The following is a 23,377-nucleotide window of genomic DNA, read 5'->3' as shown; positions in this document are numbered from 1 at the left end:
CGACATCGACGGTCCTGTCACCGACGCATGCCGCGGCCGCGGCGCGCGCCTGTAGCGGCGAATTGCAAATGTTCCGCGTTCGTTCTAATCTGCGGCCATGGATGATTTGCCTTGCGAGATCGACCCGCGCCAGCGCCCCGGACGCGGCGCCAGCCGCAACCAGACCGGGCGGTTCGAGCGCCATGCGTGGGTGGGCACGCATGACGGCTGGGAGATCGAGGAGGATCTGCCGGTGCTGCGCACCGAGGTGCGCGAGGAACAGGCGCGCAGCCTGATCACCTACAACCGGTCGCCGGATCTGCCCTTCGACCGGTCGATCAACCCCTATCGGGGATGCGAGCACGGCTGCATCTATTGTTTCGCCCGGCCCAGCCATGCCTATCTGGGCCTGTCGCCCGGGCTGGATTTCGAGACCCGGTTGGTGGCGCGGCCCAATGCGGCGGCGGTGCTGCGGCGCGAGTTGCGGGCGCCGCGCTATCAGGTGGCGCCGCTGGCGATCGGCACCAATACCGACCCTTATCAACCGCTTGAGCGTGACCGCGGGTTGATGCGCGCCTGTCTCGGGGTCTTGGCCGATTGCAATCATCCGGTGGCGATCGTCACCAAGGGCACGCTGGTCGAGCGCGACATCGACATCCTGGCGCCGATGGCCGCGAAAGGCCTGGCGCGGGTCGGCCTGTCGGTGACATCGCTCGATGCCACGCTGTCGCGAAAGATGGAGCCGCGGGCGCCGGCGCCCAAGCGCCGCTTTGCCACCATCCGAAGGCTGACCGAGGCCGGCATCCCGGTGCGGCTCATGGTCTCGCCGGTGGTGCCCGCGCTCACCGATCCCGAGCTCGAGGCCATCCTCGAGGCTGGGGCGGAGGCCGGCGCCGATGCGGCGAGCTGGATCATGCTGCGGCTGCCGCGCGAGGTCTCGCCGCTCTGGCAGGCCTGGCTGGCCGAACATTACCCCGACCGCGCCGCCCGCGTCATGGCGCGGCTGCGCGAGATGCACGGCGGCAAGGATTACGACGCCCGCTGGGGCCACAGGATGCGTGGCGAGGGCGCCTATGCCGAGATCATCGCCGCCCGTTTCCGGCGCCAGGCGCGGGCGCTGGGCCTCGACCGAAAGGTTTCGCCGCTGTGCTGCGATCTCTTTGCCCGCCCCGGGCAGGCCGGCGACCAGCTCTCGCTGTTCTGAGCCCGGTGCCGGGAGACCGCTGTTTGCACGGGGAAGGCATGCCATGGGTGTGGCCGATCCAAGGTTGGTGATGAAAGGGGCCGGGCCGGGGCCCGGGCGGGCTCAGCCGCGCCGGCGCCGCCGGTTGCGGCTGGGCGCCTCGACCGCGTTCTCGCCGGAGCCGTCGCTTTCCGAGCTGAATCCGCCGATCGACGAAACGATCTGGTCCAGCGTCGGGCGCGGACCCTTGGGGCGGGATTCCAGCGCCGCGCGCATGGCGCGCAGGTGCTCCGGCATGGTGCCGCAGCAGCCGCCGATGATCGAGGCGCCGGCATCGCGCGCCATGACCGCGTAATCGCCCATCAGCTCGGGCGTGCCGTCATATTGAATGTGGCCGTCGACATATTTCGGAATGCCGGCGTTGCCCTTGGCGATCAGCGGCAGGTCGGGGCCCTGGGCGGCAAAGCTCAGCGTGGTGCGCAGGAGGTCCGAGGCGCCGGTGCCGCAATTGGCGCCGAAGGCCAGCGGCGGATTGGGCAGGCTCTGGGCCAGCTGCACCATGTCGGAGGCGGTGACGCCCATCATCGTGCGCCCGGCGGTGTCAAAGCTCATGGTGCCGCACCAGGGCATGCCGGCCAGGGCAAAGGCCTCGGCGGCGGCGCGAAACTCCTCGGGCGCGGAAATCGTCTCGACCCAGAGCACATCGGCGCCCCCGGCCTTGAGCCCCTCGGCCTGTTCGTGAAACATCTCGACCGCCTCGGCGTGGCTGAGCGTGCCGACAGGTTCCATGATGTCACCGGTGGGCCCGACCGAGCCCGCGACGACAATCGGGCGGCCGGCGGCATCGGCCACCTCGCGACCGAGTTCGGCGGCGATGCGGTTGAGCTCACTCACCCGGTCCTGGGCCTCGTGCAGTTTCAGCCGCGAGGCATTGCCGCCGAAGCTGTTGGTCAGGAAGATGTCGGACCCGGCCTCGACCGCGCCGCGATAGAGCGCTCGGATCTTTTCGGGCTCGTCGACGTTCCACAGCTCGGGCGCATCACCCGACATCAGCCCCATGTTGAACAGGTTGGTGCCGGTCGCGCCGTCAGCGAGCAGCCAGTCGCGGTCTTGCAGCAGTTTGCTCAGCGCGTCGGTCATGGAGAGGGCCTTCCTGTCTTGATGTCTCGCGGCAGATGACACAGCCGGCACCTGTGCGCAAATTCATAATGTGCATGATCTTTATGAGGTTGGCGCGGTGTCGGCCGATCCGGGCCGGCGTCGCGCCGCGCGGCCGCAATCTCGGGGCCACCGCCGGGGGCGGGCGGCCCCGATGGCGGGGCGGCCCGTTGGAAACCATGGAACCGGGCTCAGGATTCCTTGACGATCTGGCCTTTGGCCTCGATCAGCATTTCCGCCATCTTGGCGCGGATTTCGGCCTCATCGGCCTTGCCTTCGAGATCGGCCGCCACCTTGCGCACCACGTCTTCATGGCCGATTTCCTCGAAATCCGCCCTTACCACGTCGAGCGCATAGGCATTGGCCTCGTCACCGGATTTTCCCAGCAGAGCGGCCGCCCAGAGTCCGACCAGCTTGTTGCGGCGGGCCTCGGCCTTGAATTTCATTTCCTCGTCATGCGCGTACATGTTCTCGAATGCGCGCTCGCGGTCGTCGAAAGTTGTCATGGGCAGGTCCTCTGGTGCCGTATTCGTCATTCAGATATGCCGCCCCTCGGCCTTCGCCGCAAGAGGTGAGGTCCGCTTGCGACAATGCGGAGCATGGCGTAAGAGGGCGCACGCGCGGCGGGACTCGGCCCTGAGCCGCGCAAGACATGAAAGGCTGCGAGATGGCGCGTCGCAAGAAGATTTACGAAGGCAAGGCCAAGATTCTGTATGAAGGCCCCGAACCGGGCACCATCGTGCAATACTTCAAGGACGATGCCACCGCCTTCAACGCGCAGAAAAAGGATGTGGTCGACGGCAAGGGCGTGCTCAACAACCGCCTGAGCGAGTTCTTCATGACCGGTCTGAACGAGATCGGCGTGCCGACCCACTTCATCAAACGTCTCAATATGCGCGAGCAGCTGGTCAAGGCCTGCGAGATCGTGCCGCTCGAGGTGATCGTGCGCAACTTTGCCGCCGGTTCGATGAGCCAGCGTCTGGGCATCGAAGAGGGCACCCGGCTGCCGCGTCCGATCGTGGAATATTGCTACAAGGACGACAAGCTGGGCGATCCGCTGGTCACCGAAGAGCATATCGCCGCCTTTGGCTGGGCCAGCCCGCAGGACATGGACGACATCCTGAGCCTGGCATTGCGGGTCAACGATTATCTGTCCGGGCTGATGTATGGCGTCGGCATCAAGCTGGTCGACTTCAAGATCGAGATCGGCCGGGTCTATGAAGGCGATTTCCAGCGCCTGATTGTCGCCGACGAGATCAGCCCCGACAGCTGCCGGCTGTGGGATATCGAAACCGGCAAGAAGCTGGACAAGGACGTCTTCCGCCGCGATCTGGGCAATCTGACTGACGCCTATACCGAGGTGGCGACCCGTCTGGGGGTCATGCCGCGCCAGGCGACTCCTATGGAAAAGCCGAAACTTATCAACTGAATGCGCCTCGGTCTTGCGGCAGAATTGCGTATTTGAAAAGAGAAGAAGACCCTTGGGGTGGGACGCCCCGGGGCGTGACAAGGACGAACGGCATGAAAGCACGAGTGCATGTGATGTTGAAAACCGGTGTGCTGGACCCTCAGGGCGAGGCGGTGCGCCATGCGCTTGGCGCGCTGGGCTTTGACGGTGTCGAAGGTGTGCGCCAGGGCAAGGTGATCGACCTCGAGCTGGCGGCGGGCACAACCGAGGCACAGGTCGCCGAGATGTGCGAGAAGCTGCTCGCCAACACGGTGATCGAAAGCTACCAGATCGAGATGCAGTAAGTGGCGTGAGCCATTGAAAGCCAAGAGTTTTTCAGGAGTGTCCACATGAAAGCCGCAGTCCTCGTCTTTCCCGGATCGAATTGTGATCGCGACATGGCCAAGGCCTTCGAGGCGGCGGGTTTCGACGTTTCGATGATCTGGCACAAGGATCACGCGCTGCCCGAGGGGGTCGATATCGTCGGCGTGCCGGGCGGGTTTTCCTATGGTGACTACCTGCGCTGCGGCGCGATTGCCGCCAATTCGCCGATCTGCCGCGAGCTGAAACAGCACGCCGAGGCGGGCGGCTATGTGCTTGGGGTCTGCAACGGCTTTCAGGTGCTGAGCGAAACCGGCCTGCTGCCCGGCGCGCTGCTGCGCAATGCCGGTCTCAAGTACATCTGCCGCACGGTGCCGCTGGTGGTGGGGACCGAGGACAGCGTCTTTACGCAAGGCTATGAAAAGGGGCAGGAAATCCTGATCCCGATCGCCCATCACGATGGCAATTACTTTGCCGATGACGCGACGCTCGACCGGCTCGAAGCGGACGACCGCGTGGCCTTTCGCTACGGTCGCAATCCGAACGGCTCGGCGCGCGACATCGCCGGCATCCTGTCGGAGAACCGCCGGGTGCTGGGCATGATGCCGCATCCCGAACGCGCCGCCGAGGATGCGCATGGCAACACCGATGGCAAGCCGGTGTTCGATGCGCTGGCCACGGCGCTTGAGCGTGTCCTTGCCTGAGGTCGCAGGTCTGTTGCTTGAGCGGGCGGCTTCGGCGGCGTAGAGTCGGGCGATGAAACCTGAATGCCGCAGAAGCGCCCGTCCGGGCGAACGGTTGTTGCGCCGCAGCGGACCGCTGTCATGGCGCGTGCGGCTTGCGCTGTTCTCACTTCTGCTGATGGCGGTGGCGACGGTCTGGTTCACCAACCGTCTGCTGAGCGACCGCTTCACCGAAACCACCCGCAACCGGGCCGAGCTTCGGCTGGCGCTCTATTCCGGCAACGTGCTGTCGGAACTGCGCCGAAATTCCATCGTGCCACAGCTGCTGGCGCGCGACCCGGCGCTGATCGGGGCGCTGAATTCCGCCGATTACTCGCAATCCACCCAGCGGCTGATTTCCTTTGTCGACGAGATCGGCGCCGCCTCGCTGATGCTGCTCGACAGCGGCGGCCGCGCGGTGGCCGCGACCGACCGCAATATCCTCGGGTCGACCCACCGGCAGGAACCCTATTTCATCGGCGCGCTGCGCTCGAACTCGACAGTGTTCTCGACCCTGCCGCGCGAGGCCGGAGGCTTTCGCTTTGCCTACAGCCGGAGGATCGAGAGCAATGGCGAGCTGATCGGCGTGATCGTCGTCGAGGTCGATCTGCAAAAATTCGAGCGTGCCTGGGTGGGGATCGCCGATGCGGTGCTGGTGACCGACAGCGAAGGGGTGATCATTCTGGCCACCGAGCCGCGCTGGCGCGGGCTGACCGAGGCCGATGCGCTGCGCCGCGAGCCGGCCGACAGCGCCATCGAACGCGCCATCCGCGCCACCTCGGACTGGACCCATGTGCCGGCCGATGCCTATCTCAAGGGCGAGGCGGTGATGCGGATGGAGGCCCGGATCGCCTTTCGCGGCTGGCGGATCGTCAGCTTCACGCCTTATGCCTCGGTGCGCGAGAAGGTGAACGCCGTTCTGGCGCTCGAGATCATGGGATTTGCCATGCTCTTTGCGCTGGCCTTCTATTTCCTCAGCCGCAAGACGGCGGTGCGCATGGCTCTGTTCCAGCGGGAATCGGCGGAATTGCGCGCACTTAACACCCGCCTTCAGCGTGAGATCGCCGAGCGTGAACGGGTGCAAAAGACCCTCGCCGTGGCCGAGCAGACGCTGGCGCAGAGCTCGAAACTGGCGGCGCTTGGCGAGATGTCGGCGGCGGTCAGCCACGAATTGAACCAGCCGCTGGCGGCGATGAAGACCTATCTGGCCGGCGCGCGGCTGCTGATCAACCGCAACCGTCCTGACGAGGCTCTGTCGTCTTTTGCCCGCGTTGACGACCTGCTCGACCGGATGGGCGCGATCACCCGGCAGCTCAAAAGCTATGCCCGCAAGGGCGGAGAGATGCTGAGCCCGGTCGATATGGGGGATTCGCTGTCCTCGGCGCTGGCGATGATGGAGCCGCAGCTCAAGCAGCGGCACGTCAACCTGACCCGGGTTCTGCCGCCGCAGCCGGTGCGGGTGATGGCCGATCGGGTGCGGGTGGAACAGGTGATGGTGAATCTTCTGCGAAACGCATTAGATGCCACCAAGGGACTGCGGGATCCCCAGATCGAGGTGATCCTGTCGGGCGGCGAGACCGCGACTCTGTCCGTGCGCGACAACGGTCACGGGATCGAGGATCTCGATGCGCTGTTCGAACCGTTCTATACCACCAAGCAGCCGGGCGAAGGCGTGGGGCTTGGATTGGCGATCTCTTCCGGGATCGTCAGCGATCTGGGCGGACGGCTGACCGCGCGCAACGGCGAAGACAGTGGGGCTGTGTTCGAGATGCAGCTGCCGATCCTGAACGAAGCCGCGGACCATCAGGCCGCGGAGTAGCAATATGAAGGTAAGGGCGTAAGACCATGGCCAAGCTCATGAAGATCGCGATTGTCGATGATGAACAGGACATGCGCCAGTCAATCGGCCAATGGCTGGCACTTTCGGGCTATGACACCGAGACATTTGCCAGCGCCGAAGAGGCTCTGAAGGCGCTGACGCCGGATTATCCCGGCATCGTGATCAGCGATATCCGCATGCCCGGCATGGACGGCATGCAATTTCTGAAACGGCTGATGTCGACCGACAGCGCGCTGCCGGTGATCATGATCACCGGTCACGGCGACGTGCCGATGGCGGTCGAGGCCATGCGCCTCGGGGCCTTCGATTTCCTGGAAAAGCCGTTCCAGCCCGACCAGATGAGCCAGTTGGCGAAAAAGGCGGTGAATGCCCGCCGGCTGACGCTCGACAACCGGCAGCTGCGGCGCGAGCTCTCCGACGGCGGCCAGTTGATGAGAAAGCTGATCGGCGCCAGCCCGGTGATGGAGCGGCTGCGCGAAGACATCCTCGATCTGGGTCAGGCCGACGGCCATGTGCTGATCGATGGCGAAACAGGCACCGGCAAGACCCTGGTGGCCCATGCTTTGCATGCGGTGGGCTCGCGCGCTGGTAAGAAATTCGTGCTGGTGAGCTGTGCCGCCTATGAGGACGAGGCGCTGGCGCAACGGCTGTTCGGCCCGGTTCAGCCCGACGAGGCGCGGTTGCCGGCGATCGAAGAGGCCCGCGGCGGCACCCTGGTGCTCGAGGATATCGAGTCGCTCTCCGAGGCCAATCAGGCGCGGTTGCTGAATGCGATCAATGAACAGGGCACCCCGGCCGAAACCCGCATCGTGGCAATCTGCAACATGCAGGAGCAGAACCGCACGCCCGAGGATGCGATCAAGCCGAACCTGTTCTATCGTCTGGCGGCGCTCAGGATCACCGTGCCGCCGCTGCGCCAGCGGGGCGAGGATATCCTGACGCTCTTTACCCGGCTCAGCGAGCAATTTGCCGATGAATACGGCTGCGAAACGCCCGAGGTTTCGGCCCAGGAGGCGGCGCAGCTCTTGCAGGCGCCCTGGCCGGGCAATGTGCGCCAGCTGATCAACATGGCCGAGCGCGCGGTGCTGCAATCGCGCCGCGGCTCCGGCACCATCGCCTCGCTGCTGATGAGCGACCACGAGGAAATGCAGCCGGTGATGACCACCGAAGGCAAGCCGCTCAAGGAATATGTCGAAGCCTTCGAGCGCATGCTGATCGACAATACCATGCGGCGCCACAAGGGCTCGATTTCCAGCGTGATGGACGAATTGTGCCTGCCGCGGCGGACATTGAACGAGAAAATGGCCAAATATGGCCTGCAAAGGTCGGATTACCTCGGCTGACCGGGGCCGGAACGTGGTTTTCCACGGGTGAGACGGGACGACCGGGGACAAGCGATGCAGATCAGATTTGATCGGGGGCCGATGGGGGCCGGGGCCGAGTTCGCCCGGCCCGTAACGCGGATCGACGCCTGGCAGGCCGCCGATGTGCCGGCTGCGTTTGATGCCCTCGCGGCGGCGCAGAGCCAGGGGTTGTGGCTGGCGGGCTTTGCCAGCTACGAGCTGGGTTATGCGCTCGAGCCCCGGCTTGCCGGGCTGATGCCCGCTGGTCGGCGCATGCCGCTCTTGTCCTTTGGTGCCTTCACCGCGCCGGCGCCGGCGCGCGCCTTGCCCGAGGGTGTCGCCAGGCTGGCGCCGGTGCGCCCGGATTGGCCGGCGGCGCGATATGCCGGCGCCTTTGGCAAGGTGCATGACTGGATCGGCGCCGGCGATATCTATCAGGCCAACCTGACCTTCCCGCTGCGCGGCGAGGCCCGGGGTGACCCTGCGGCGCTTTATGCCGCGCTCTGCGCCCGACAGCCGGTGGCCCATGGCGCGCTGATCCTCGATCCCGGCCGGCCCGCGGTGCTGTCGCGCTCGCCCGAGCTGTTCTTTCGCACCGACGCCTCGGGCCGCATCGCCACCCGGCCGATGAAAGGCACGGCGCCGCGCGGCGCCACGCCGGCGCAGGACCGCGCGCTGCGCAACGCGCTGACCGGCGACGAAAAGACCCTGGCCGAAAATCTGATGATCGTGGACCTCCTGCGCAACGACCTGTCGCGGCTGGCAGAGCCTGGGACGGTCGCGGTGCCCGAGCTGTTCAAGATCGAGACCTATGCGACCCTGCACCAGATGGTCAGCCAGATCGAGGCGCAGCTCCGCCCCGAGGTCACGCTGGCCGATATCTTCCGGGCGCTCTTTCCCTGCGGCTCGATCACCGGCGCGCCGAAGATCCGCGCCATGGAGATCATCCGCGCGCTGGAAGAGACCCCGCGCGAGATCTATTGCGGCGCCATCGGCTGGGCGGCGCCGGACGGGCGGGCCGAGTTCAACGTGGCGATCCGCACGCTGCTGGTCGAAGATGGCCAGGCGGTGCTCAATGTCGGCGGCGGTCTGGTCTGGGACAGCCGTGCCGAGCTGGAATACGAGGAAGCCCTGTGGAAAAGCCGTTTCGCGACGCCCCTGCCGGAACCCGTCTGATCGAGACCATGCTCTGGCAGCCTGGCCAGGGCGTCGTCCTGGCCAAGCGCCACCGCGACCGCATGTGCCTGGCCGCAAAGGCGCTGGGATATCCGTTTGATCCCAAGGCATTCGACGCCAAACTTGACGCGATACCCGAAGCGGCGCCCATGCGCCTCCGGCTGACCCTCGACGCCACCGGCCGGCTGGAAAGGAGCCTTGCCCCCGCGCCGGCGCCGGCCGCAGGCTGGCGCATTGCCATCGCCCCCGACCGGCTCGACAGCGCCGATCCCTGGCGCGCGGTCAAATCCAGCAACCGCGCGCTCTACGACCGCACCCGCGCGCTGTTGCCGCAGCATCTCGACGAGGCGATCTTCCTCAATCAGGGCGGACGGGTCTGCGAAGGCACGATCACCAACCTGATGATCGATGCCGGGCAGGGCGTCTGGTTCACCCCGCCACTCTCCGACGGCGTGCTGCCCGGGGTGATGCGCGCCGAGCTGCTTGCCGGCGGTGGCCTGCGCGTCGCCGGCATCACCGAGGCCGATCTCCGTGCCGCCCCGCGCATCCGCCTCTGCAACGCCCTGCGGGGCGTGATCGAGGTGTCCGCCCTGACCGCCTGGCCCGGCTGATCTTCCTCTTGCCGAAAATACCCTCGGGGGAGGCCGGCGCAGCCGGGCGGGGGCAGCGCCCCCAAGCGCCGGCCCTCAGACCGACCGCATCAGCATGCCGAAGAGATCCCGCGGATCGTCGGGATCGGCCAGCAGGTCGAGATCGGCGTAATATTCCGTGCCCCGGATCCGGTCGCGCACGAAACGCAGGGCCGAGAAATCCTCGATGGCAAAGCCGACACTGTCGAACAGCGTCACCTGCTGGGCATCGCGGCGCCCCGGCGCGCTGCCGCTGACCACCTGCCAGAGCTCGGTGAACGGATGGTCCTCCGGCATCTGCTGCAATTCCCCCTCGATCCGGGTCTGTTCGGGATATTCCACGAACATCTCGGCCCGCGCGACGATGTCGCGGTGCAGCTCGGTCTTGCCCGGGCAATCGCCGCCGATGGCGTTGATATGCACCCCGGCGCCGACCATGTTGTCGGTCAGGATGGTGGCATTCTGCTTGTCGGCGGTGCAGGTGGTCAGGATCTGCGCCCCCTCGATCGTCTCTTCCGCCGTGTCGCAGCAGACAATGGTCAGCCCGTGTCCCGCCAGATTGCGCGCCACCTTCTCGGTGGCCCGGCTGTCGATGTCGTAAAGCCGCACGCTGTCGATGCCCAGCAGCGCCTTCATCGCCAGGGTCTGAAATTCCGCCTGGGCGCCATTGCCGATCATCGCCATGCAGTGGGCGCCCTTGGGCGCCAGGTATTTCGCCGCCATCGCCGAAGTCGCGGCCGTACGCATGGCGGTCAGCAGCGTCATCTCGGTCAGAAGCACCGGATAGCCGGTATAGACATCGGCCAGCAAACCGAATGCGGTGACGGTTTGCAGCCCCTCTTTGGTATTCTTGGGATGGCCGTTGACGTATTTGAAGCCATAGGCCTCGCCGTCCGAGGTCGGCATCAGCTCGATCACCCCGACCTCGGAATGCGAGGCGACGCGCGGCGTCTTGTCGAAGAGCTCCCAGCGGCGGAAATCGGCCTCGATATAGCCGGCCAGGTCGCGCAGCATCGGCTCGACGCCGATATGGTGGATCAGCCGCATCATGTGATCGACCGAGACAAAGGGCACCAGCGCCTTGTCCGACGGCGCGAGTTCGGCGGGTTTCAGCGGTTTCACGGGGGTCTCCATCAGATGTAGGACCGGGTCGGCCGGTCAAAGACGCGCCGGCCCAACGCCGAGGCGGCCAGGTCGACCATCGCCTGGGCGGTGCGGCCGCGTTCGTCGAGAAAGGGGTTGAGTTCGACCATGTCCATCGAGGTCATTCGGCCGCTGTCACAGATCAGTTCCATCGCCAGATGGCCTTCGCGGATCGTCGCGCCGCCGGGCACTGTGGTGCCCACCGCCGGCGCGATCGAGGGATCGAGGAAATCCACGTCGAGCGAGACATGCAGCGCGCCATCGGCCGCCTCGACCCGGCTCAGAAAGGCCGAAAGCGGCGTGGCGATGCCGGTCTCGTCGATCTCGCGCATGTCGTGGTAATGGATGCCGCTGTCTTGCAGCATCGCGCGCTCCGCCGGATCGACCGAGCGCAGCCCGATAATGCAGATGTTCTCTTCCGGCACCGGCGCGGTCACCTTGGGAAAGCCGGGAAAGCCCTTGCGGCCGGTGGCATAGGCCAGCGGCGTGCCATGGAGATTGCCCGAAGTGGTGGTCTCGGCAGTGTGGAAATCGCTGTGCGCATCGAGCCAGAGCACGAATTGCGGCCGGCCTTTCGAGGCGGCATGCGCCGCCACGCCCGGCACGGTGCCGAGCGAGATCGCGTGATCGCCGCCGAGAAAGATCGGCAGCCCGCGCGCCATCGCCTGTTCCGCCTCGCGGATCAGCCGATAGGTCCAGGCGATGGTTTCCTGCGGCCTGTGCAGCCGGCCGCTGGCATCGTCGGGGCTGTGGCTGGCCGGTGTCAGGTTGCCGTCGTCCACCACCTTGAGGCCCAGATCGCGCAGCGCCCGCGCCAGGCCGGCGGTGCGATAGGCATCCGGCCCCATGAGACAGCCGTCGCGGCGTTTGCCGCTGTCCATTGGCGCGCCGATCAAAAGACAGGTTTTCGGTTTCATCCATCGCTCCCGGTGACTTGATCCACAGACACTATGACGGATAGAACGGACGGAGTGCAGCGCTCAAACTGACCGGTTCGGGGGTTGATTTGACAGATCGAAGGGAGAATTGACCGAAATGGATGTAACCGATCAGCGGCTCATCGCGGCGTTGCGTCATGACGCCCGGGCCTCGCTCTCTGATCTGGCGGCGCGTCTCGGGCTGTCGCGTACCACCGTGCGCGCCCGGATCGAGCGGCTTCAGGCCCGCGGCGAGATCCTCGGCTTTACCGTGGTGCTCAAGGGGGATGCGGCGCGCGACCCGGTGCGCGGACTGATGATGATCGGCATCGAGGGGCGCGGCACCGACCGCATCCTGCGCCAGCTTCAGGGGCTGGCCGAGGTGCGGGCATTGCATTCCACCAATGGCCGCTGGGACGTGATCGCCGAAATCGGCACCGAGACGCTCGAGGCTTTCGATGCGGTGCTGGCGCAGATTCGCCGGTTCGACGGCGTGGCCCGGTCAGAGACCAGCCTGCTGCTTTCGACGCGCAAATCCGGCTGAGGCGGCCGGTCCGATGGTCAGGCGGCGGCGCGCGCCGCCTTGAGCCAGACCAGAACCAGCAGCGCCGAGAACAAGGCGTTCCAATTGGCCATGGTCAGGCCGAACAGGAAGGGCGTGAAGCTGTCGCAGAGCACCAGCGCCGGCGCCTCTGAACCGCCCGGCAGCAGATCGCCGCCGGTGAGGCTGCCAAGGTCTTCGCCGCTGCCGGTGCAGCTTGCCGGGCCTTGCCACCACTTGCGCTCGACGCCGCTGTGAAAGACGGCGATCCCGGCGGTGGTTGCCGCCGCCAGCGCCCCCAGAAGCGGCAGCAGGCGGCCGGGCAGGGCCAGCGCCAAGGCGCCGATCAGGACGGCGGCGGCATGCGGCCAGCGCTGCCAGAGGCACATGGCGCAGGGCGCCCAGCCCAGCGCCTGAAACAGGAAGGCCCCGGCCAGAAGCAGGAACGAGCCGCCGGCGGCGAGCAGAACAAGCGAAGTGCGGGTCATCAGAGATACCTCACTAGGACGAAGCCACCGATCAGGGTGACCATGAAGGCGCTGAGCGCGAGACCCAGCCGCCGTTCGATGAAATCGCGGATCGGAGCGCCGCAGAAATAGAGCAGCCCGGCGACCAGGAAGAAGCGGATGCCGCGGGCGATGACCGAAGTGACGAGGAAGGTCATCAGGGGCATGCCGGTCCAGCCCGACATGATGGTGATGACCTTGTAGGGAAACGGCGTGATCCCGGCAATCAGCACCGCCCAGAAGCCGAAATCGTTGAACCGGGTGTTGAAGGCCGCCATGGCGTCGCCCTTGCCCAGCGCCTCGAGGATCGGCTGGCCCAGCGCCTCGTAGAAAAAGGCGCCGATGGCATAGCCCAGAAGCCCGCCCAGCACCGAAGACACCAGCGCCACCAACGCGATCAGCCAGGCCCGCGACGGCCGTGCGATGATCATCGGAATCATCAGCACATCCGGCGGTATCGGAAAGACCGAACTTTCCACAAAGGACACGACGGCGAGCACCCAGAGGGCATTCGGATGTTCGGCCATGGCCAGGGTGCGGGTATAAAGCCTGTGCAGCATGCCAGCCTCAGAGCATGCGGCGCGGGCCGGGTCAAGAGCCCACAAAACCGCGATTTCCCCTCTGGACGCCCGCCGCGCGGGGCGATATGCGAGGGGAGCGTGCCCAAGTGGCGGAATGGTAGACGCAGGGGATTCAAAATCCCCCGGCTTAGCGGCCTTGTCGGTTCGAGTCCGACCTTGGGTACCATCTCATTCCAGTCAATCCGGTGCCGCGGCCGCGAATGCCGCGCGTTTTGCGGCTATTCGCTCCGGCAGATCAGGATGTCATCCGGGGGGGGCGGTCCCGGCTTCGGGATCCAGCACCGCGCGCAACTCTTTCTGGTTGCGGTATCCGATCAGGATACCGGCCTTGGCCTCGCCAAGGCTGGCGTTGCGAATTGCGCCGGGACCGGTCGAAGAACATGCTTTCGAGCCGCACCAGCACCTGCGCATGGGCCGGATCGCCGCTCAGAGCGGCAAGCTCGTCGGGATCGGTCTCGAGATCGAGAAGCATCGGCCGGACGCCTTCGGCAAAGATGTATTTCCACCGGCTGTCAAAGATCATCGTCAGCCGGGCGTGTTCGGCTGCAAGGCGTGGCCTTCGAGGATATGCGGCACCGCGGCGCCGCCAAAAAAATCTATCGGCCTCGGGGCTGGGGGCCACGATGATCAGCGGCCCGCGCGCCGAGGCGGCGTGAACCAGCTCTTTCTCGCCCAGCGAGTGATCGCCGAGATAATTGCCATGGTCCGAGGTGAAGATGATCATCGTGTCATCGGCGATGCCCTGATCCTCGACAAAGGCCATCAGCCGGCCGATCTGGTCGTCGCGCTGCTTGATGAGGCCCATACAGGCGGTCAGCACCCGGGTCCGGGCGGTGTCGTCGCAGTACGCCTGCGACATCCGTTCCTGCATGAAGGCGCCATCGACCGGATGCGGATCGGCCTTTTCCGCGGCGCGCACCATCGGCGCGTCATATGTGGAACAGGGCTGACCGGGCGCAGCCGGTCAGTCGGGCGTGTCCAGTTGCGACCGCATCGGCGCCAGCGGGTCGTCGTCCAGAACGGCGTGCAGCTTTTCGGCGATCTCGATGCACATGGCATGCTCTTCCGCGCTCAGCGCCTGAACCAGCCGGTCTTCGAACTCCAGCGCGGCCGGCAGGATTTCCCCCAGCACGGTCTGGCCTTTCTCGGTCAGCGAGATCTCGACCAGGCGGCTGTCCTGCTTGCCGGTGACCTTGCGCACCATCCCCGCGGCCTGAAGTTTCGCCACGGTGCGGCTGACCCTGGGTTTCTCGAGATTGGCATAGCTGTGGATCTCGCGGACCGAGGCCTGCTTGCTGCGCGCCAGATGCACAAGCACGCGCCATTCCGGCACCGAAATGCCGTGCGATCGACCATATTCCAATGCCAGACGCCGGCTGATCCGCTCGGACAGGATGGCGAGGCGGTAGGGAAGAAAGGTCGAAAGGTCAAAAGACTCCATGGCCATGGTCCAACTTCAGGGTTGTTTCATGTGCAATGATATTGACATTCGTTTCGATTGCAACGATAAAGAATTTGTTTCGACTGCAACGATTCACCCGGGCATGGTTCCGGCACGACATCGGCAGACCAGAGGTTCAAGGAGAGAGACATGGCCAAGGCATTCGCGTCCCAGGGCGACACCAGCGAAAAGGAGATTTCCTTTACCGAGATCGGCGAGGGGCTCTTTGCCTTTACCGCCGAGGGCGATCCGAACTCGGGTGTGATCATCGGCGACGACAGCGTGATGATCGTCGAGGCCCAGGCCACGCCGCGGCTGGCCAACAAGGTGATTGATTGCGTGCGCTCGGTCACCGACAAGCCGATCACCCATGTGGTGATGACGCATTATCACGCGGTTCGGGTGCTTGGCGCCTCGGCTTTCGATGCGCAGCAGGTCATCATGTCCGACAAGGCCCGCGCCATGGTGGTGGAACGCGGGCAAGAGGACTGGGACAGCGAATTCCAGCGCTTCCCGCGCCTGTTCGAGGGACATGAGAGCATTCCCGGCCTGACCTGGCCCACCACCACCTTCAACGACCAGATGACCGTCTACCTCGGCAACCGCAAGGTCGAGATCAAGCAGATCGGCCGCGCCCATACCGCCGGCGACAGTGTGATCTGGGTGCCGGACGCGCAATGCATGTTCACCGGCGACATCGTCGAGGACCACTCGGCCTGCTATTGCGGCGACGGCCATTTCGAGGATTGGGGCGGCACGCTGGACGCGGTCAAGGCCTATGATCCGCAAAGCATCGCCCCGGGCCGTGGCGCTGCGCTGATCGGGCGCGAGGCGGTGGAGTCCGCCATCGCCTCGACCCGCGATTTCGTCGAGTCCACCTATCTGCCGGCCAAACAGGTCGCGGCCCGGGGCGGCAGCCTCAAGGACGCCTGGGATGCGGTGCGCGAGGCCTGCGACCCGAAGTTCAAGGACTATGCGATCTACGAGCATTGCCTGCCGTTCAACGTCTCGCGCGCATATGACGAGGCCCGCGGAATCGACACGCCGCGGATCTGGACCGCCGAGCGCGACGTCGCGATGTGGGAAGCGCTGCAAGACTGACCGGCAGCGCGGTGCCGCCCGGCAATGCCCGACAGACCGGCGGGCGGCACCGCAAGACACCTCTTGCGGAGGAGACGAGAGACATGTTCGACGACAGATACACCGTGGCCCACAAGATCTATCCCTATGAAAGATCGCCTGATCAGGACAAGGCAAGCGCGGTGCGCCACCCGGTGGTGATTGTGGGCGGCGGCCCGGTGGGCATCGCCACGGCACTCGACCTCGGCCAGCAGGGCGTGCCGGTGCTGGTGCTCGACGATCACGAAGGCATCGGCCAGGGCAGCCGCGCGATCTGTTTTTCCAAGCGCAGCCTGGAAATTGCCGATCGCTATGGCTGTGCCGGGCCGATGATCGACAAGGGGGTGGTCTGGAACCTCGGCAAGGTCTTTCACCGCGATGAGAAGGTGTTCGAATTCAATCTCTTGCCCGAGGAAGGCCACAAGTATCCGGCCTTCATCAACCTTCAGCAGCCCTATTTCGAGCGGTTCATGGTCGACCGGTTGCGGCAATTGCAGGCCGCGGGTGCGCCGATCCAGCTGCGTGGCAAGAACCGGGTCGACGGGATCGAGGTGCATGACGATCATGTGGTGCTGGAGGTGATGACGCCGGACGGCCCCTACAGCCTCGAAGCCGATTGGCTGGTGGCCTGCGATGGCGCCAATTCGCCACTGCGCACCCGGCTGGGCTATGAGTTCACCGGTAAGGTCTTTCAGGACAGCTTCCTGATCGCCGACATCCGCATGACCGGCGACACCGAGTTTCCGACCGAACGCTGGTTCTGGTTCGAGCCGTCGCACGGGCAGGGCGCCTCGACCCTGCTGCACAAGCAGCCCGACGGTGTCTGGCGCGTCGATTTCCAGATCGGCTGGGACATCGACCGCAAGGAAGAGATGAAGGAGGACAACATCCGCCGCCGTCTCGATGCCTTTCTCGGCCCGGTCCGCTACGAGATCGTCTGGTCTTCGATCTACACCTTTCAGAGCAAGCGGATGGCGCGTTTTCGCCATGGGCCGGTGATCTTTGCCGGCGATGCGGCGCATCAGGTTTCGCCCTTCGGCGCGCGGGGCGCGAATTCGGGCATGCAGGACGCCGACAATCTTGGCTGGAAGCTGGGTCTGGTGGTGCAGGGCAAGGCGCCGGCCAAACTGCTCGACAGCTATTCGGAAGAACGGGTGCACGGGGCCGACGAAAACATCCTGAACTCCACCCGCTCGACCGATTTCATCACCCCGAAATCCGAGATCAGCAAGATATTCCGCGATGCGGTGCTGGGGCTAGCGCGGACGGTGCCATTTGCCCGGCCGCTGGTGAATTCCGGTCGCCTGTCGGTGCCCTGCGTCTATGACGGGCTGCCACTGAACGGCCCCGACGCCCTGACCGGCGGCCCCGCGCGCACCCGCGTCGGCGCGCCGATGGTCGATGCGCCGGTGGGCGATGACTGGCTGCTGGGGCTGCTGGGGGGCGACTTCCGGCTAATGACCATCGATGCCGAGGCGCCCAAGCGCCTGGAGGTTGACGGGATTACCGTGACCCGCGTGGCGCTCTCGGCCAAGGGTAACCCCGATCTGGCGGCGCGCTATCTGGGCGATGCCACGTCGGCGGTCTACCTGATGCGGCCCGATCAACATGTCGTCGCGCGCTGGCCAGGGTTCGATGCGGCCGAGGTGACGCGCGCCCTGAAGATCGCAACCGGATGCGCCTGAGGAGAGACGATGATGACCGCCCTGAACACCGAGCCCAACATTGCCAACCCGGATGACTTCTATGCCAGGCTTCTGGCCGCGCATGAAGGCCGGAGCAAAGCGGAAAGCGACGCGCTGAACGCCCGGCTGGTGCTGATCCTGTGCAACCATATCGGCGATACGGACGTGCTGGGCCAGGCAATCGATCTGGCCGCCGAGGGCTGATCGGCCCCCGGCGCGCGCCGGCGGTTCAGAGCGTGACCACCGGGGCGAACCCGCCATAGATCAACCGCGTGCCGTCGAAGGGCATCGGGTTCTTTTCCGGGTCCATACGCGGATCGGCGGTGTCGGGATTCTCCATCCACTCGGTCATGGTCTTCATCGCCCGGTCGCGGGTCGGCTTGTCGGGCCATTCGATCCAGGAAAAGACCACGGTTTCCTCCGGCTCGGCCTTCACCGCCCCGCGGAAATCGGTGACCTTGCCCTCCGGCACGTCATCACCCCAGCATTCGACCACGCGGATTGCGCCCAGATCGATGAACACGCTGTCGGCGTGTTGCGCATGGTCGATGAACTTCTGCTTGTTGGCGGTGGGCACCGCGATCACGAATCCGTCGATATAACTCATTTTCTCTCTCCTCATTAAAGCTGGTCACTCACCCTCGGCCGCGGCTTCGAGGGCCGCGATATCGATCTTGCGCATGGTCATCATTGCCTCGAAGGCGCGGGCGGCCTTGTCGCTGTCGGCGCTGGTGGTCAGCTCGAGCAGCACCCTGGGGGTGATCTGCCAGGAAAATCCCCAGCGGTCCTTGCACCAGCCGCAGGCGCTTTCCTGGCCACCATTGCCGACAATGGCGGCCCAGTACCGGTCGGTCTCCTCCTGGTCCTCGGTCACCACCATGAAGCTGACCGCCTCGTCGGGGGTGAAGTTCGGACCGCCGTTCAGCCCGACGAACTGCCGCCCCAGAACGGTGAATGTCACCGTCAGCTCGCTGCCCTTGGTGCCGCCGGGAAAATCGGCCGGCGCGGTGTTCACCCGGTCGACATGGCTGTCCGGGAAGGTCGCGGCATAGAAGTCGGCGGCCTTGCCGGCCTCGCCATGGTCAAACCAAAGGCAGGTGACGAGATCGGTCATGACGGCATCCCCTGGGCCTTGGCTCCTTCAAAGCTGAGCATCCAGGGCGTGCCGTATCTGTCGGTGAACATGGCAAACCGCTCGGCCCAGAAGGTCTCGGCCGGCTCCATCGCCACCGCGCGCGCGTCCTGCGCCAGGGCGGTATGGATCCGGTCGAACTCCTCCCGCGAGCTTGGCGCGATGGAGATGCGAAAGCCGGCGGGGGTGTCGTACATCTCTTCGGTGTTGTCCGACGCCATGACCACGGCCTGGCCCAGTGCCATGCTCATATGCATGATCATGTCGTCGCCGCCGGGCATGCGGCTCTCGGGATCGGGGGTGTCGGCATTGCGAAACACGGTCTTGATCTCGCCGCCCAGCACGTCGGCATAATGGGTCATCGCCTGAAGGCAATCGCCCTTGAAGAAAAGATAGATCGTCGGGTCCATCAGAAGGTCTCCTTTCGCGGGTCAGTCGGTTTCCGGGGCAGTCGTCGATTGTTGTGCCGTGCCGCCGGTCCCACCGGTGCCGGCAATGATCAGGCCGACGCGCGGTGCTGCATCCGGGCACGGGCAAACCCGGGGACGGCCGGCGCCTCCGGGGCGGGCGGTCTGGCCATGGCTGCCGAGACTACAGCAACCGGCCGCCCGGCCTGTCAAGCGCGGGGCGATGGTTGGGCCGGTTGTCGCCTGATCGCTTTGGCCAATGCCGGTCCGGCAGGGGCAGGCGCCCCGGTCCTTTGTCGCCGAAGCCTCGGGTGCGCGCCATCTGTGGCAGATATGCCTCGGCTATGTATCATGTCGTCACGGCCCGCCGTCCCAGTCATCCGGCGGCAAACGACGCCGCGGCCCAGCCCGTGCGGGCTCTTGTTGCCGCGTGTCGGAATGCAGGACGTGTCAAGTATACAATACGTTACATTCCTCGCGCGGTTGTAACCTTGCCCCCCGGCGTATCGGGGGTATCTAGAGGCTCAAGAATGGCAATCTGGCAAGGAGCAGAATGATGTCCTCAAACGGCTCGAACACCTGGAACCGGCGCGGGGTAATCGCCGGCGCGGCGGCGCTGATCGCGGCGCCTGCGGTGCTGCGCGCGCAGGCGGCGGGGCAGGCGGATGGCGTGCGCCGCAATATCTCGTCGTTCCAGACCCATGACTGGCGCGATCATTTCGACCGGCTGGGCAAGGGCATCATTATCGCCGACACCAATTCGCGGATGCTGCAACATTGGACGTCGGACGGTGAGGTGCGGATTTATCCCACCTCGGTGCCGATCTCGGAAGAACTGACCAAGCGCGGCTATACCGAGGTGATCGAGAAAAAGGAAATGCCGGGCTGGGGCCCGACGCCCTCGATGCGCGAGCGCGACCCGACGCTGCCGGCCTATGTCAAGGGCGGCGATCCGCGCAACCCGCTGGGCACGCGGGCGCTGTACCTGTCCTGGACCTATTACCGCATCCACGGCACCCAGGATACGCGCAAGATCGGGCGGCGCTCCTCCAGCGGCTGCATCGGGCTCTACAATCCGCAGATCGAAGAGGTCTATGACCGGGCGCCGGTGGGCACGCAGGTCAAGCTGATCTGACGACCAGGGGCGCGCGACCGCCCTGAATCAAGAAACCATGGAAAAGGCCGGCCAGGATGTGCCGGCCTTTTCCGATTTGAAGGTCACGCCGCGGCGCGTGCGGCGCGGTGGTTGCGTGCCATGCGGGTGAGCAGGTTGAAGGCTTGCAGCGTCGCGCCGACATTGGCCTGCCGCTGGCCAGCGATGTCGAAGGCGGTGCCATGGGCCGGCGTGGCCACCGGGATCGGCAAGCCGCCCGCCACGGTCACGCCCCGATCGAACCCCATCAGCTTGATCGCGATCTGTCCCTGGTCGTGGTACATGGTGACCACGGCATCGACCTCGCCGCGTTGCGCCTTGAGGAATACCGTGTCCGAGGGCCAGGGGCCGGTGACATTTTTCTGCCGGGCCCGGGCGGCGTCGATCGCGGGTTGCAGGACGTCGATCTCCTCGCGACCGAATTTGCCATTGTCGCCGGCGTGGGGGTTGAGCGCGGCCACGGCGATATGCGGCCGGGTGTTGCCGGCGCGTTTCAGCGTGTCTTCGGCCAGGCCGATGGCCTTTTCCACCGCTTCGGTGGTGATCCGCTCGGCCACGTCGCGCAGGCCAATGTGGCTGGTGACGCGGGTGGTCATCAGATCCCCCAACACGTTGATTTCGCTGTGATATCCGTCAAACCCGATGTAGCGCGCCATGTAGCGGTGCTCATCCTCGGCGTCGAGGCCGGCGCTGGTCAGCGCCGCCTTGTTGAAGGGGCCGAAAAGCACGCCGTCGACCTTGTTTGCCAGCGCCAGATCGAGCGCCTTGTCGAGACAGCGCAGGCTGCATCTTCCGCCCGCTTGCGTCACCTCGGCAATCCGCACCTCGTCGGGTGTGATGGTTTGCATCGGCAGCCAGGCCAGCCCCTCCTGCGAGCCGATCTCGGTCTCGCCGGTTTCGATCAGATCCAGCGGAAGCCCTGCCTGTTCGGCGCCTTGTTGCCAGACATGGGCATCGCCGATCAGCAGGATCTCGGCGGCCGTGCGCACGCCGTCCTCGTTCAGCAAGCGGGCGATCAGTTCCGGCCCGATGCCCGAGGGGTCGCCGGGAATGATGGCGATGCGTGGTTTCGGATCGGTCATTGAATGAACCCCGTAAGAGCGAGTGACACCTGCGGCACATAGGTGACCAGCAGAAGGATGAAGGCGAGCACGCCGATGAAGGGCAGATTGGTGCGCGAGGTTTCCCAGATGCCCGCCTTGGCGATCGAGCACGATGTGATCAGCACCGAGGCCACGGGCGGCGTCTGTTGTCCGATGGCGAGGTTGAGCGTCACCATGATGCCGAAGTGGATCGGATCGATGCCCACTGCATTGACCAGCGGCATGACCACCGGCACCACCAGGATGATTGCCGCGGCTCCGTGCAGAAACATGCCCAGCACCAGCAGCAGCAGGTTCAGAAGCGCCAGCACGATCAGCGGATTGGTGGTCAGTTCGGTGATCTGCTGCGCCAGTTGCTGCGGCACCTGCGCCTGGGTCAGAAACAGCCCCAGCGCGGCCGAGGTGGCGACCAGCAACATGACCACGCCGGTCTGGCTGACCCCTTCGAGCATCACCTTGCGCAGGCGCGACACATCCAGATCGCGGTAGATGAAGATGCCGATCACCAGCGCCGCCAACACCGCCAGCCCGGCGCCTTCGGTCGCCGTCACTAGGCCGGAAAAGATACCGCCCAGGATGATGACCGGCATCATCAGCGCCCAGAGCGCCTCTTTGAACGAGCGCCAGACGTGGCCGAGGTCGAACCCTTCGGCGCGGGGCAGGTCGTAGCGCACGGCCATGATGTAGGTGACGGTCATCAACAACACGCCGCCCAGCACACCCGGCACGACACCGGCGATGAAGAGCTTGAGCACCGAGGTCTCGGCGATCGCGCCGTAGAGGATCATCGGGATCGACGGCGGGATGATGATCGCGAGCGAGGCCGAGGACGAGGTGATGGCCGCGGCCAGGGTGCGGGAATAGCCCCGTTTCTTCATCTCGGGGATCAGAACGGTGCCGGTGGCGGCCACATCGGCGACGGCCGAGCCCGAGATCTCGGCAAAGACCATCGAGACGCCGATGTTCACCATGCCCAGCCCGCCGCGGACAAAGCCGATCAGCGCGGTGACGAAGTTGATCAGGCGCACGGAAATGCCCGAGGTGTTCATCAGGTTGCCCGCGAGGATGAACAGCGGAATGGCGATCAGCGGAAACGACGTTGTGCCGGAGTAGAGCGCGATGGCCATGTCATACAGCGTGGCGCCGCCGGGGGTGAGCAGGAGGCCGCCCAGGGCGACAATGCCGATGGCAACGGCAATCGGCACGTTGATCAGGATCAGCCCGATCAGCGAAACCGTGGTGGCAAGAAGGATCATTTCGTCGTGTCCTTTCCGGACATTTTCTCGTTTTCGCGTTCGGCCTCGGCGATGGCCTGTTCAATCTCGGCGTGTTCGGCATCGATCCCCGAGGCGGCAAAGCGCAGCGCGCGCGGCATGGTCAGCAGGGTGCCGAGGATCATCAGCACAGCGGTGATCGGAATCACCGATTGCACGATGTCGAGCGTCATCCAGCGGATCGAGAGCAGCGAATCCCACTTCGCCACCGCCAGAACCGCATTGCCGTACCAGGCGACCACCGCGAAAAAGCCGATCACCAGCACCTCGGACAGCAGCGCCAGGGCTACGGCGGCCCGTTTCGGCAGCGCGGCGACAATGCCGCCAAAGCTCATGTGGTGGCGCAGGAACAGCGCATAGGTCGCGCCGAAATAGGTCAGCCAGGCCAGGAGAACGCTGGCGATCTCGTCATACCAGGACGGCGACGACCCGAGATACCGCATGGTGGTGGAATAGATCACCGCCACGGCCAGCGTGACGAGCAGGGCCAGGCAGATAGTTTCGATGATCCAGAGGATCACCTTTTCGAATTTCGCGACCATCGCGCAAATTCCCCTCAAGTCAAAAGCCGCCGGCC

27 protein-coding genes and 1 tRNA gene are annotated in these 23,377 nt (G+C 65.4%); 14 read left to right on the top strand and 14 right to left on the bottom strand.

What is annotated here, in order from left to right; translation table 11 throughout:
* Positions 1 to 97 precede the first annotated feature (97 nt).
* The gene (locus AC0J5K_RS09105; protein WP_074835563.1) at positions 98 to 1,183 is read left to right on the top strand and encodes a PA0069 family radical SAM protein; all 1,086 of its coding nucleotides are present in this window, start codon (positions 98 to 100) and stop codon (positions 1,181 to 1,183) included.
* A gap of 102 nt (positions 1,184 to 1,285) precedes the next feature.
* Here the strand turns inward: AC0J5K_RS09105 and bmt are convergent, their stop codons facing one another.
* Positions 1,286 to 2,302: a betaine--homocysteine S-methyltransferase gene (gene bmt / locus AC0J5K_RS09100; RefSeq protein WP_274565426.1), complete on the bottom strand. Its 1,017-nt coding sequence runs from the start codon at positions 2,300 to 2,302 to the stop codon at positions 1,286 to 1,288.
* Between the two features lie 209 nt (positions 2,303 to 2,511).
* Complete coding sequence (locus tag AC0J5K_RS09095; RefSeq protein ID WP_274565427.1) at positions 2,512 to 2,826, bottom strand: DUF1476 domain-containing protein; 315 nt, start codon at positions 2,824 to 2,826, stop codon at positions 2,512 to 2,514.
* A 161-nt stretch (positions 2,827 to 2,987) separates the two neighbouring features.
* Here AC0J5K_RS09095 and purC point away from each other — a divergent pair, with 161 nt between their 5' ends.
* The 7 genes from purC to AC0J5K_RS09060 all read left to right on the top strand — a co-directional run bounded on the left by purC (position 2,988) and on the right by AC0J5K_RS09060 (position 9,780).
* On the top strand, positions 2,988 to 3,749 hold the full coding sequence (gene purC, locus AC0J5K_RS09090) for a phosphoribosylaminoimidazolesuccinocarboxamide synthase (protein WP_074835799.1): 762 nt from the start codon (positions 2,988 to 2,990) through the stop codon (positions 3,747 to 3,749).
* Between the two features lie 92 nt (positions 3,750 to 3,841).
* Positions 3,842 to 4,072, top strand: coding sequence for a phosphoribosylformylglycinamidine synthase subunit PurS (purS, locus tag AC0J5K_RS09085; protein ID WP_048531514.1), 231 nt, complete (start codon positions 3,842 to 3,844; stop codon positions 4,070 to 4,072).
* A 45-nt stretch (positions 4,073 to 4,117) separates the two neighbouring features.
* A complete protein-coding gene (gene purQ / locus AC0J5K_RS09080; RefSeq protein WP_274565428.1) occupies positions 4,118 to 4,792 on the top strand; it encodes a phosphoribosylformylglycinamidine synthase subunit PurQ in 675 nt (224 codons plus the stop codon).
* Positions 4,793 to 4,949: 157 nt separating this feature from the next.
* Positions 4,950 to 6,629: a sensor histidine kinase gene (locus AC0J5K_RS09075; RefSeq protein WP_244526448.1), complete on the top strand. Its 1,680-nt coding sequence runs from the start codon at positions 4,950 to 4,952 to the stop codon at positions 6,627 to 6,629.
* 26 nt (positions 6,630 to 6,655) lie between these two features.
* Complete coding sequence (locus AC0J5K_RS09070) at positions 6,656 to 7,993, top strand: sigma-54-dependent transcriptional regulator (protein ID WP_048531520.1); 1,338 nt, start codon at positions 6,656 to 6,658, stop codon at positions 7,991 to 7,993.
* A gap of 54 nt (positions 7,994 to 8,047) precedes the next feature.
* A complete protein-coding gene (locus tag AC0J5K_RS09065) occupies positions 8,048 to 9,169 on the top strand; it encodes an aminodeoxychorismate synthase component I (protein WP_274565429.1) in 1,122 nt (373 codons plus the stop codon).
* The gene (locus AC0J5K_RS09060; RefSeq protein WP_274565430.1) at positions 9,127 to 9,780 is read left to right on the top strand and encodes an aminotransferase class IV; all 654 of its coding nucleotides are present in this window, start codon (positions 9,127 to 9,129) and stop codon (positions 9,778 to 9,780) included. Before AC0J5K_RS09065 ends, AC0J5K_RS09060 begins: the two co-directional genes overlap by 43 nt.
* Before the next feature lie 75 nt (positions 9,781 to 9,855).
* Here AC0J5K_RS09060 and AC0J5K_RS09055 read toward each other — a convergent pair whose 3' ends face one another.
* Both AC0J5K_RS09055 and rocF read right to left on the bottom strand, forming a co-directional pair.
* Positions 9,856 to 10,848 (bottom strand): ornithine cyclodeaminase, encoded by a 993-nt coding sequence (locus AC0J5K_RS09055; RefSeq protein WP_473009880.1) that lies wholly within the window; start codon positions 10,846 to 10,848, stop codon positions 9,856 to 9,858.
* An 83-nt stretch (positions 10,849 to 10,931) separates the two neighbouring features.
* Positions 10,932 to 11,858, bottom strand: a complete 927-nt coding sequence (gene rocF / locus AC0J5K_RS09050) for an arginase (protein ID WP_074835571.1) — start codon at positions 11,856 to 11,858, stop codon at positions 10,932 to 10,934.
* 118 nt (positions 11,859 to 11,976) lie between these two features.
* On the opposite strand from rocF, the gene AC0J5K_RS09045 reads away from it, so the two are divergent.
* The gene (locus AC0J5K_RS09045; RefSeq protein WP_048531527.1) at positions 11,977 to 12,402 is read left to right on the top strand and encodes an Lrp/AsnC family transcriptional regulator; all 426 of its coding nucleotides are present in this window, start codon (positions 11,977 to 11,979) and stop codon (positions 12,400 to 12,402) included.
* A gap of 17 nt (positions 12,403 to 12,419) precedes the next feature.
* Here the strand turns inward: AC0J5K_RS09045 and AC0J5K_RS09040 are convergent, their stop codons facing one another.
* Positions 12,420 to 12,887: a disulfide bond formation protein B gene (locus tag AC0J5K_RS09040; RefSeq protein WP_048531529.1), complete on the bottom strand. Its 468-nt coding sequence runs from the start codon at positions 12,885 to 12,887 to the stop codon at positions 12,420 to 12,422.
* Positions 12,887 to 13,465 (bottom strand): YqaA family protein, encoded by a 579-nt coding sequence (locus AC0J5K_RS09035; RefSeq protein WP_048531531.1) that lies wholly within the window; start codon positions 13,463 to 13,465, stop codon positions 12,887 to 12,889. Before AC0J5K_RS09035 ends, AC0J5K_RS09040 begins: the two co-directional genes overlap by 1 nt.
* A 101-nt stretch (positions 13,466 to 13,566) precedes the next feature.
* On the opposite strand from AC0J5K_RS09035, the gene AC0J5K_RS09030 reads away from it, so the two are divergent.
* Positions 13,567 to 13,652: transfer RNA gene (locus tag AC0J5K_RS09030), tRNA-Leu, on the top strand.
* A gap of 69 nt (positions 13,653 to 13,721) precedes the next feature.
* Here the strand turns inward: AC0J5K_RS09030 and AC0J5K_RS09025 are convergent.
* The gene (locus tag AC0J5K_RS09025) at positions 13,722 to 14,408 is read right to left on the bottom strand and encodes a sulfatase-like hydrolase/transferase (protein WP_274565432.1); all 687 of its coding nucleotides are present in this window, start codon (positions 14,406 to 14,408) and stop codon (positions 13,722 to 13,724) included.
* A 42-nt stretch (positions 14,409 to 14,450) separates the two neighbouring features.
* On the bottom strand, positions 14,451 to 14,927 hold the full coding sequence (locus tag AC0J5K_RS09020) for a MarR family winged helix-turn-helix transcriptional regulator (protein ID WP_244526437.1): 477 nt from the start codon (positions 14,925 to 14,927) through the stop codon (positions 14,451 to 14,453).
* A gap of 150 nt (positions 14,928 to 15,077) precedes the next feature.
* Between AC0J5K_RS09020 and AC0J5K_RS09015 the strand changes: the two genes are divergently transcribed.
* From AC0J5K_RS09015 to AC0J5K_RS09005, 3 genes are all read left to right on the top strand, one after another.
* Positions 15,078 to 16,028: an MBL fold metallo-hydrolase gene (locus tag AC0J5K_RS09015; RefSeq protein WP_274565433.1), complete on the top strand. Its 951-nt coding sequence runs from the start codon at positions 15,078 to 15,080 to the stop codon at positions 16,026 to 16,028.
* An 83-nt stretch (positions 16,029 to 16,111) separates the two neighbouring features.
* Positions 16,112 to 17,731, top strand: coding sequence for an FAD-dependent oxidoreductase (locus tag AC0J5K_RS09010; protein ID WP_274565434.1), 1,620 nt, complete (start codon positions 16,112 to 16,114; stop codon positions 17,729 to 17,731).
* 9 nt (positions 17,732 to 17,740) lie between these two features.
* Positions 17,741 to 17,935, top strand: a complete 195-nt coding sequence (locus AC0J5K_RS09005; RefSeq protein WP_420398643.1) for a DUF2783 domain-containing protein — start codon at positions 17,741 to 17,743, stop codon at positions 17,933 to 17,935.
* Positions 17,936 to 17,960: 25 nt separating this feature from the next.
* Here the strand turns inward: AC0J5K_RS09005 and AC0J5K_RS09000 are convergent, their stop codons facing one another.
* From AC0J5K_RS09000 to AC0J5K_RS08990, 3 genes are read right to left on the bottom strand one after another with little or no spacing between them, the layout of a single operon-like run.
* Positions 17,961 to 18,338 (bottom strand): DUF1428 domain-containing protein, encoded by a 378-nt coding sequence (locus AC0J5K_RS09000; RefSeq protein ID WP_048531613.1) that lies wholly within the window; start codon positions 18,336 to 18,338, stop codon positions 17,961 to 17,963.
* A 24-nt stretch (positions 18,339 to 18,362) separates the two neighbouring features.
* On the bottom strand, positions 18,363 to 18,845 hold the full coding sequence (locus tag AC0J5K_RS08995; RefSeq protein WP_274565436.1) for a VOC family protein: 483 nt from the start codon (positions 18,843 to 18,845) through the stop codon (positions 18,363 to 18,365).
* Positions 18,842 to 19,273, bottom strand: coding sequence for a VOC family protein (locus tag AC0J5K_RS08990; RefSeq protein WP_274565437.1), 432 nt, complete (start codon positions 19,271 to 19,273; stop codon positions 18,842 to 18,844). The genes AC0J5K_RS08995 and AC0J5K_RS08990 overlap by 4 nt, the downstream gene beginning before the upstream one ends.
* Positions 19,274 to 19,826: 553 nt before the next feature.
* Between AC0J5K_RS08990 and AC0J5K_RS08985 the strand changes: the two genes are divergently transcribed.
* Complete coding sequence (locus tag AC0J5K_RS08985) at positions 19,827 to 20,405, top strand: L,D-transpeptidase (RefSeq protein ID WP_048531618.1); 579 nt, start codon at positions 19,827 to 19,829, stop codon at positions 20,403 to 20,405.
* An 83-nt stretch (positions 20,406 to 20,488) separates the two neighbouring features.
* Here AC0J5K_RS08985 and AC0J5K_RS08980 read toward each other — a convergent pair whose 3' ends face one another.
* Genes AC0J5K_RS08980 through AC0J5K_RS08970 form a run of 3 tightly spaced genes read right to left on the bottom strand, consistent with a single transcriptional unit; the run spans position 20,489 to position 23,342 of the window.
* Positions 20,489 to 21,505 carry a 4-hydroxythreonine-4-phosphate dehydrogenase PdxA gene (locus AC0J5K_RS08980; RefSeq protein WP_074835582.1) on the bottom strand — a complete coding sequence of 339 codons (1,017 nt, stop codon included), beginning with the start codon at positions 21,503 to 21,505 and terminating at the stop codon, positions 20,489 to 20,491.
* Complete coding sequence (locus AC0J5K_RS08975) at positions 21,502 to 22,782, bottom strand: TRAP transporter large permease (protein ID WP_048531621.1); 1,281 nt, start codon at positions 22,780 to 22,782, stop codon at positions 21,502 to 21,504. Before AC0J5K_RS08975 ends, AC0J5K_RS08980 begins: the two co-directional genes overlap by 4 nt.
* Positions 22,779 to 23,342, bottom strand: coding sequence for a TRAP transporter small permease (locus AC0J5K_RS08970; RefSeq protein ID WP_048531622.1), 564 nt, complete (start codon positions 23,340 to 23,342; stop codon positions 22,779 to 22,781). Before AC0J5K_RS08970 ends, AC0J5K_RS08975 begins: the two co-directional genes overlap by 4 nt.
* Positions 23,343 to 23,377 lie beyond the last annotated feature (35 nt).

Source organism: Marinovum sp. E3, from assembly GCF_055755275.1.
Note: the sequence above shows the minus strand (reverse complement) of the source record. Positions and strands in the feature narration are given on the sequence as shown.

What these genes read in the sequence shown, in the direction of transcription:
- bmt (WP_274565426.1), bottom strand. Translation starts at nt 2,302, where the DNA reads ATGACCGACGCGCTGAGCAAACTGCTGCAAGACCGCGACTGGCTGCTC.
- AC0J5K_RS09045 (WP_048531527.1), top strand. Translation starts at nt 11,977, where the DNA reads ATGGATGTAACCGATCAGCGGCTCATCGCGGCGTTGCGTCATGACGCC.
- AC0J5K_RS08970 (WP_048531622.1), bottom strand. Translation starts at nt 23,342, where the DNA reads ATGGTCGCGAAATTCGAAAAGGTGATCCTCTGGATCATCGAAACTATC.
- AC0J5K_RS08985 (WP_048531618.1), top strand. Translation starts at nt 19,827, where the DNA reads ATGTCCTCAAACGGCTCGAACACCTGGAACCGGCGCGGGGTAATCGCC.
- AC0J5K_RS08980 (WP_074835582.1), bottom strand. Translation starts at nt 21,505, where the DNA reads ATGACCGATCCGAAACCACGCATCGCCATCATTCCCGGCGACCCCTCG.
- AC0J5K_RS09020 (WP_244526437.1), bottom strand. Translation starts at nt 14,927, where the DNA reads ATGGAGTCTTTTGACCTTTCGACCTTTCTTCCCTACCGCCTCGCCATC.
- AC0J5K_RS09065 (WP_274565429.1), top strand. Translation starts at nt 8,048, where the DNA reads ATGCAGATCAGATTTGATCGGGGGCCGATGGGGGCCGGGGCCGAGTTC.
- rocF (WP_074835571.1), bottom strand. Translation starts at nt 11,858, where the DNA reads ATGAAACCGAAAACCTGTCTTTTGATCGGCGCGCCAATGGACAGCGGC.
- AC0J5K_RS09075 (WP_244526448.1), top strand. Translation starts at nt 4,950, where the DNA reads ATGGCGGTGGCGACGGTCTGGTTCACCAACCGTCTGCTGAGCGACCGC.
- AC0J5K_RS08995 (WP_274565436.1), bottom strand. Translation starts at nt 18,845, where the DNA reads ATGACCGATCTCGTCACCTGCCTTTGGTTTGACCATGGCGAGGCCGGC.
- AC0J5K_RS09095 (WP_274565427.1), bottom strand. Translation starts at nt 2,826, where the DNA reads ATGACAACTTTCGACGACCGCGAGCGCGCATTCGAGAACATGTACGCG.
- AC0J5K_RS09005 (WP_420398643.1), top strand. Translation starts at nt 17,741, where the DNA reads ATGATGACCGCCCTGAACACCGAGCCCAACATTGCCAACCCGGATGAC.
- AC0J5K_RS09025 (WP_274565432.1), bottom strand. Translation starts at nt 14,408, where the DNA reads ATGGTGCGCGCCGCGGAAAAGGCCGATCCGCATCCGGTCGATGGCGCC.
- AC0J5K_RS09105 (WP_074835563.1), top strand. Translation starts at nt 98, where the DNA reads ATGGATGATTTGCCTTGCGAGATCGACCCGCGCCAGCGCCCCGGACGC.
- purS (WP_048531514.1), top strand. Translation starts at nt 3,842, where the DNA reads ATGAAAGCACGAGTGCATGTGATGTTGAAAACCGGTGTGCTGGACCCT.
- AC0J5K_RS09070 (WP_048531520.1), top strand. Translation starts at nt 6,656, where the DNA reads ATGGCCAAGCTCATGAAGATCGCGATTGTCGATGATGAACAGGACATG.
- AC0J5K_RS09040 (WP_048531529.1), bottom strand. Translation starts at nt 12,887, where the DNA reads ATGACCCGCACTTCGCTTGTTCTGCTCGCCGCCGGCGGCTCGTTCCTG.
- purC (WP_074835799.1), top strand. Translation starts at nt 2,988, where the DNA reads ATGGCGCGTCGCAAGAAGATTTACGAAGGCAAGGCCAAGATTCTGTAT.
- AC0J5K_RS09055 (WP_473009880.1), bottom strand. Translation starts at nt 10,848, where the DNA reads ATGATGCGGCTGATCCACCATATCGGCGTCGAGCCGATGCTGCGCGAC.
- purQ (WP_274565428.1), top strand. Translation starts at nt 4,118, where the DNA reads ATGAAAGCCGCAGTCCTCGTCTTTCCCGGATCGAATTGTGATCGCGAC.
- AC0J5K_RS09035 (WP_048531531.1), bottom strand. Translation starts at nt 13,465, where the DNA reads ATGCTGCACAGGCTTTATACCCGCACCCTGGCCATGGCCGAACATCCG.
- AC0J5K_RS08975 (WP_048531621.1), bottom strand. Translation starts at nt 22,782, where the DNA reads ATGATCCTTCTTGCCACCACGGTTTCGCTGATCGGGCTGATCCTGATC.
- AC0J5K_RS09015 (WP_274565433.1), top strand. Translation starts at nt 15,078, where the DNA reads ATGGCCAAGGCATTCGCGTCCCAGGGCGACACCAGCGAAAAGGAGATT.
- AC0J5K_RS09010 (WP_274565434.1), top strand. Translation starts at nt 16,112, where the DNA reads ATGTTCGACGACAGATACACCGTGGCCCACAAGATCTATCCCTATGAA.
- AC0J5K_RS08990 (WP_274565437.1), bottom strand. Translation starts at nt 19,273, where the DNA reads ATGGACCCGACGATCTATCTTTTCTTCAAGGGCGATTGCCTTCAGGCG.
- AC0J5K_RS09000 (WP_048531613.1), bottom strand. Translation starts at nt 18,338, where the DNA reads ATGAGTTATATCGACGGATTCGTGATCGCGGTGCCCACCGCCAACAAG.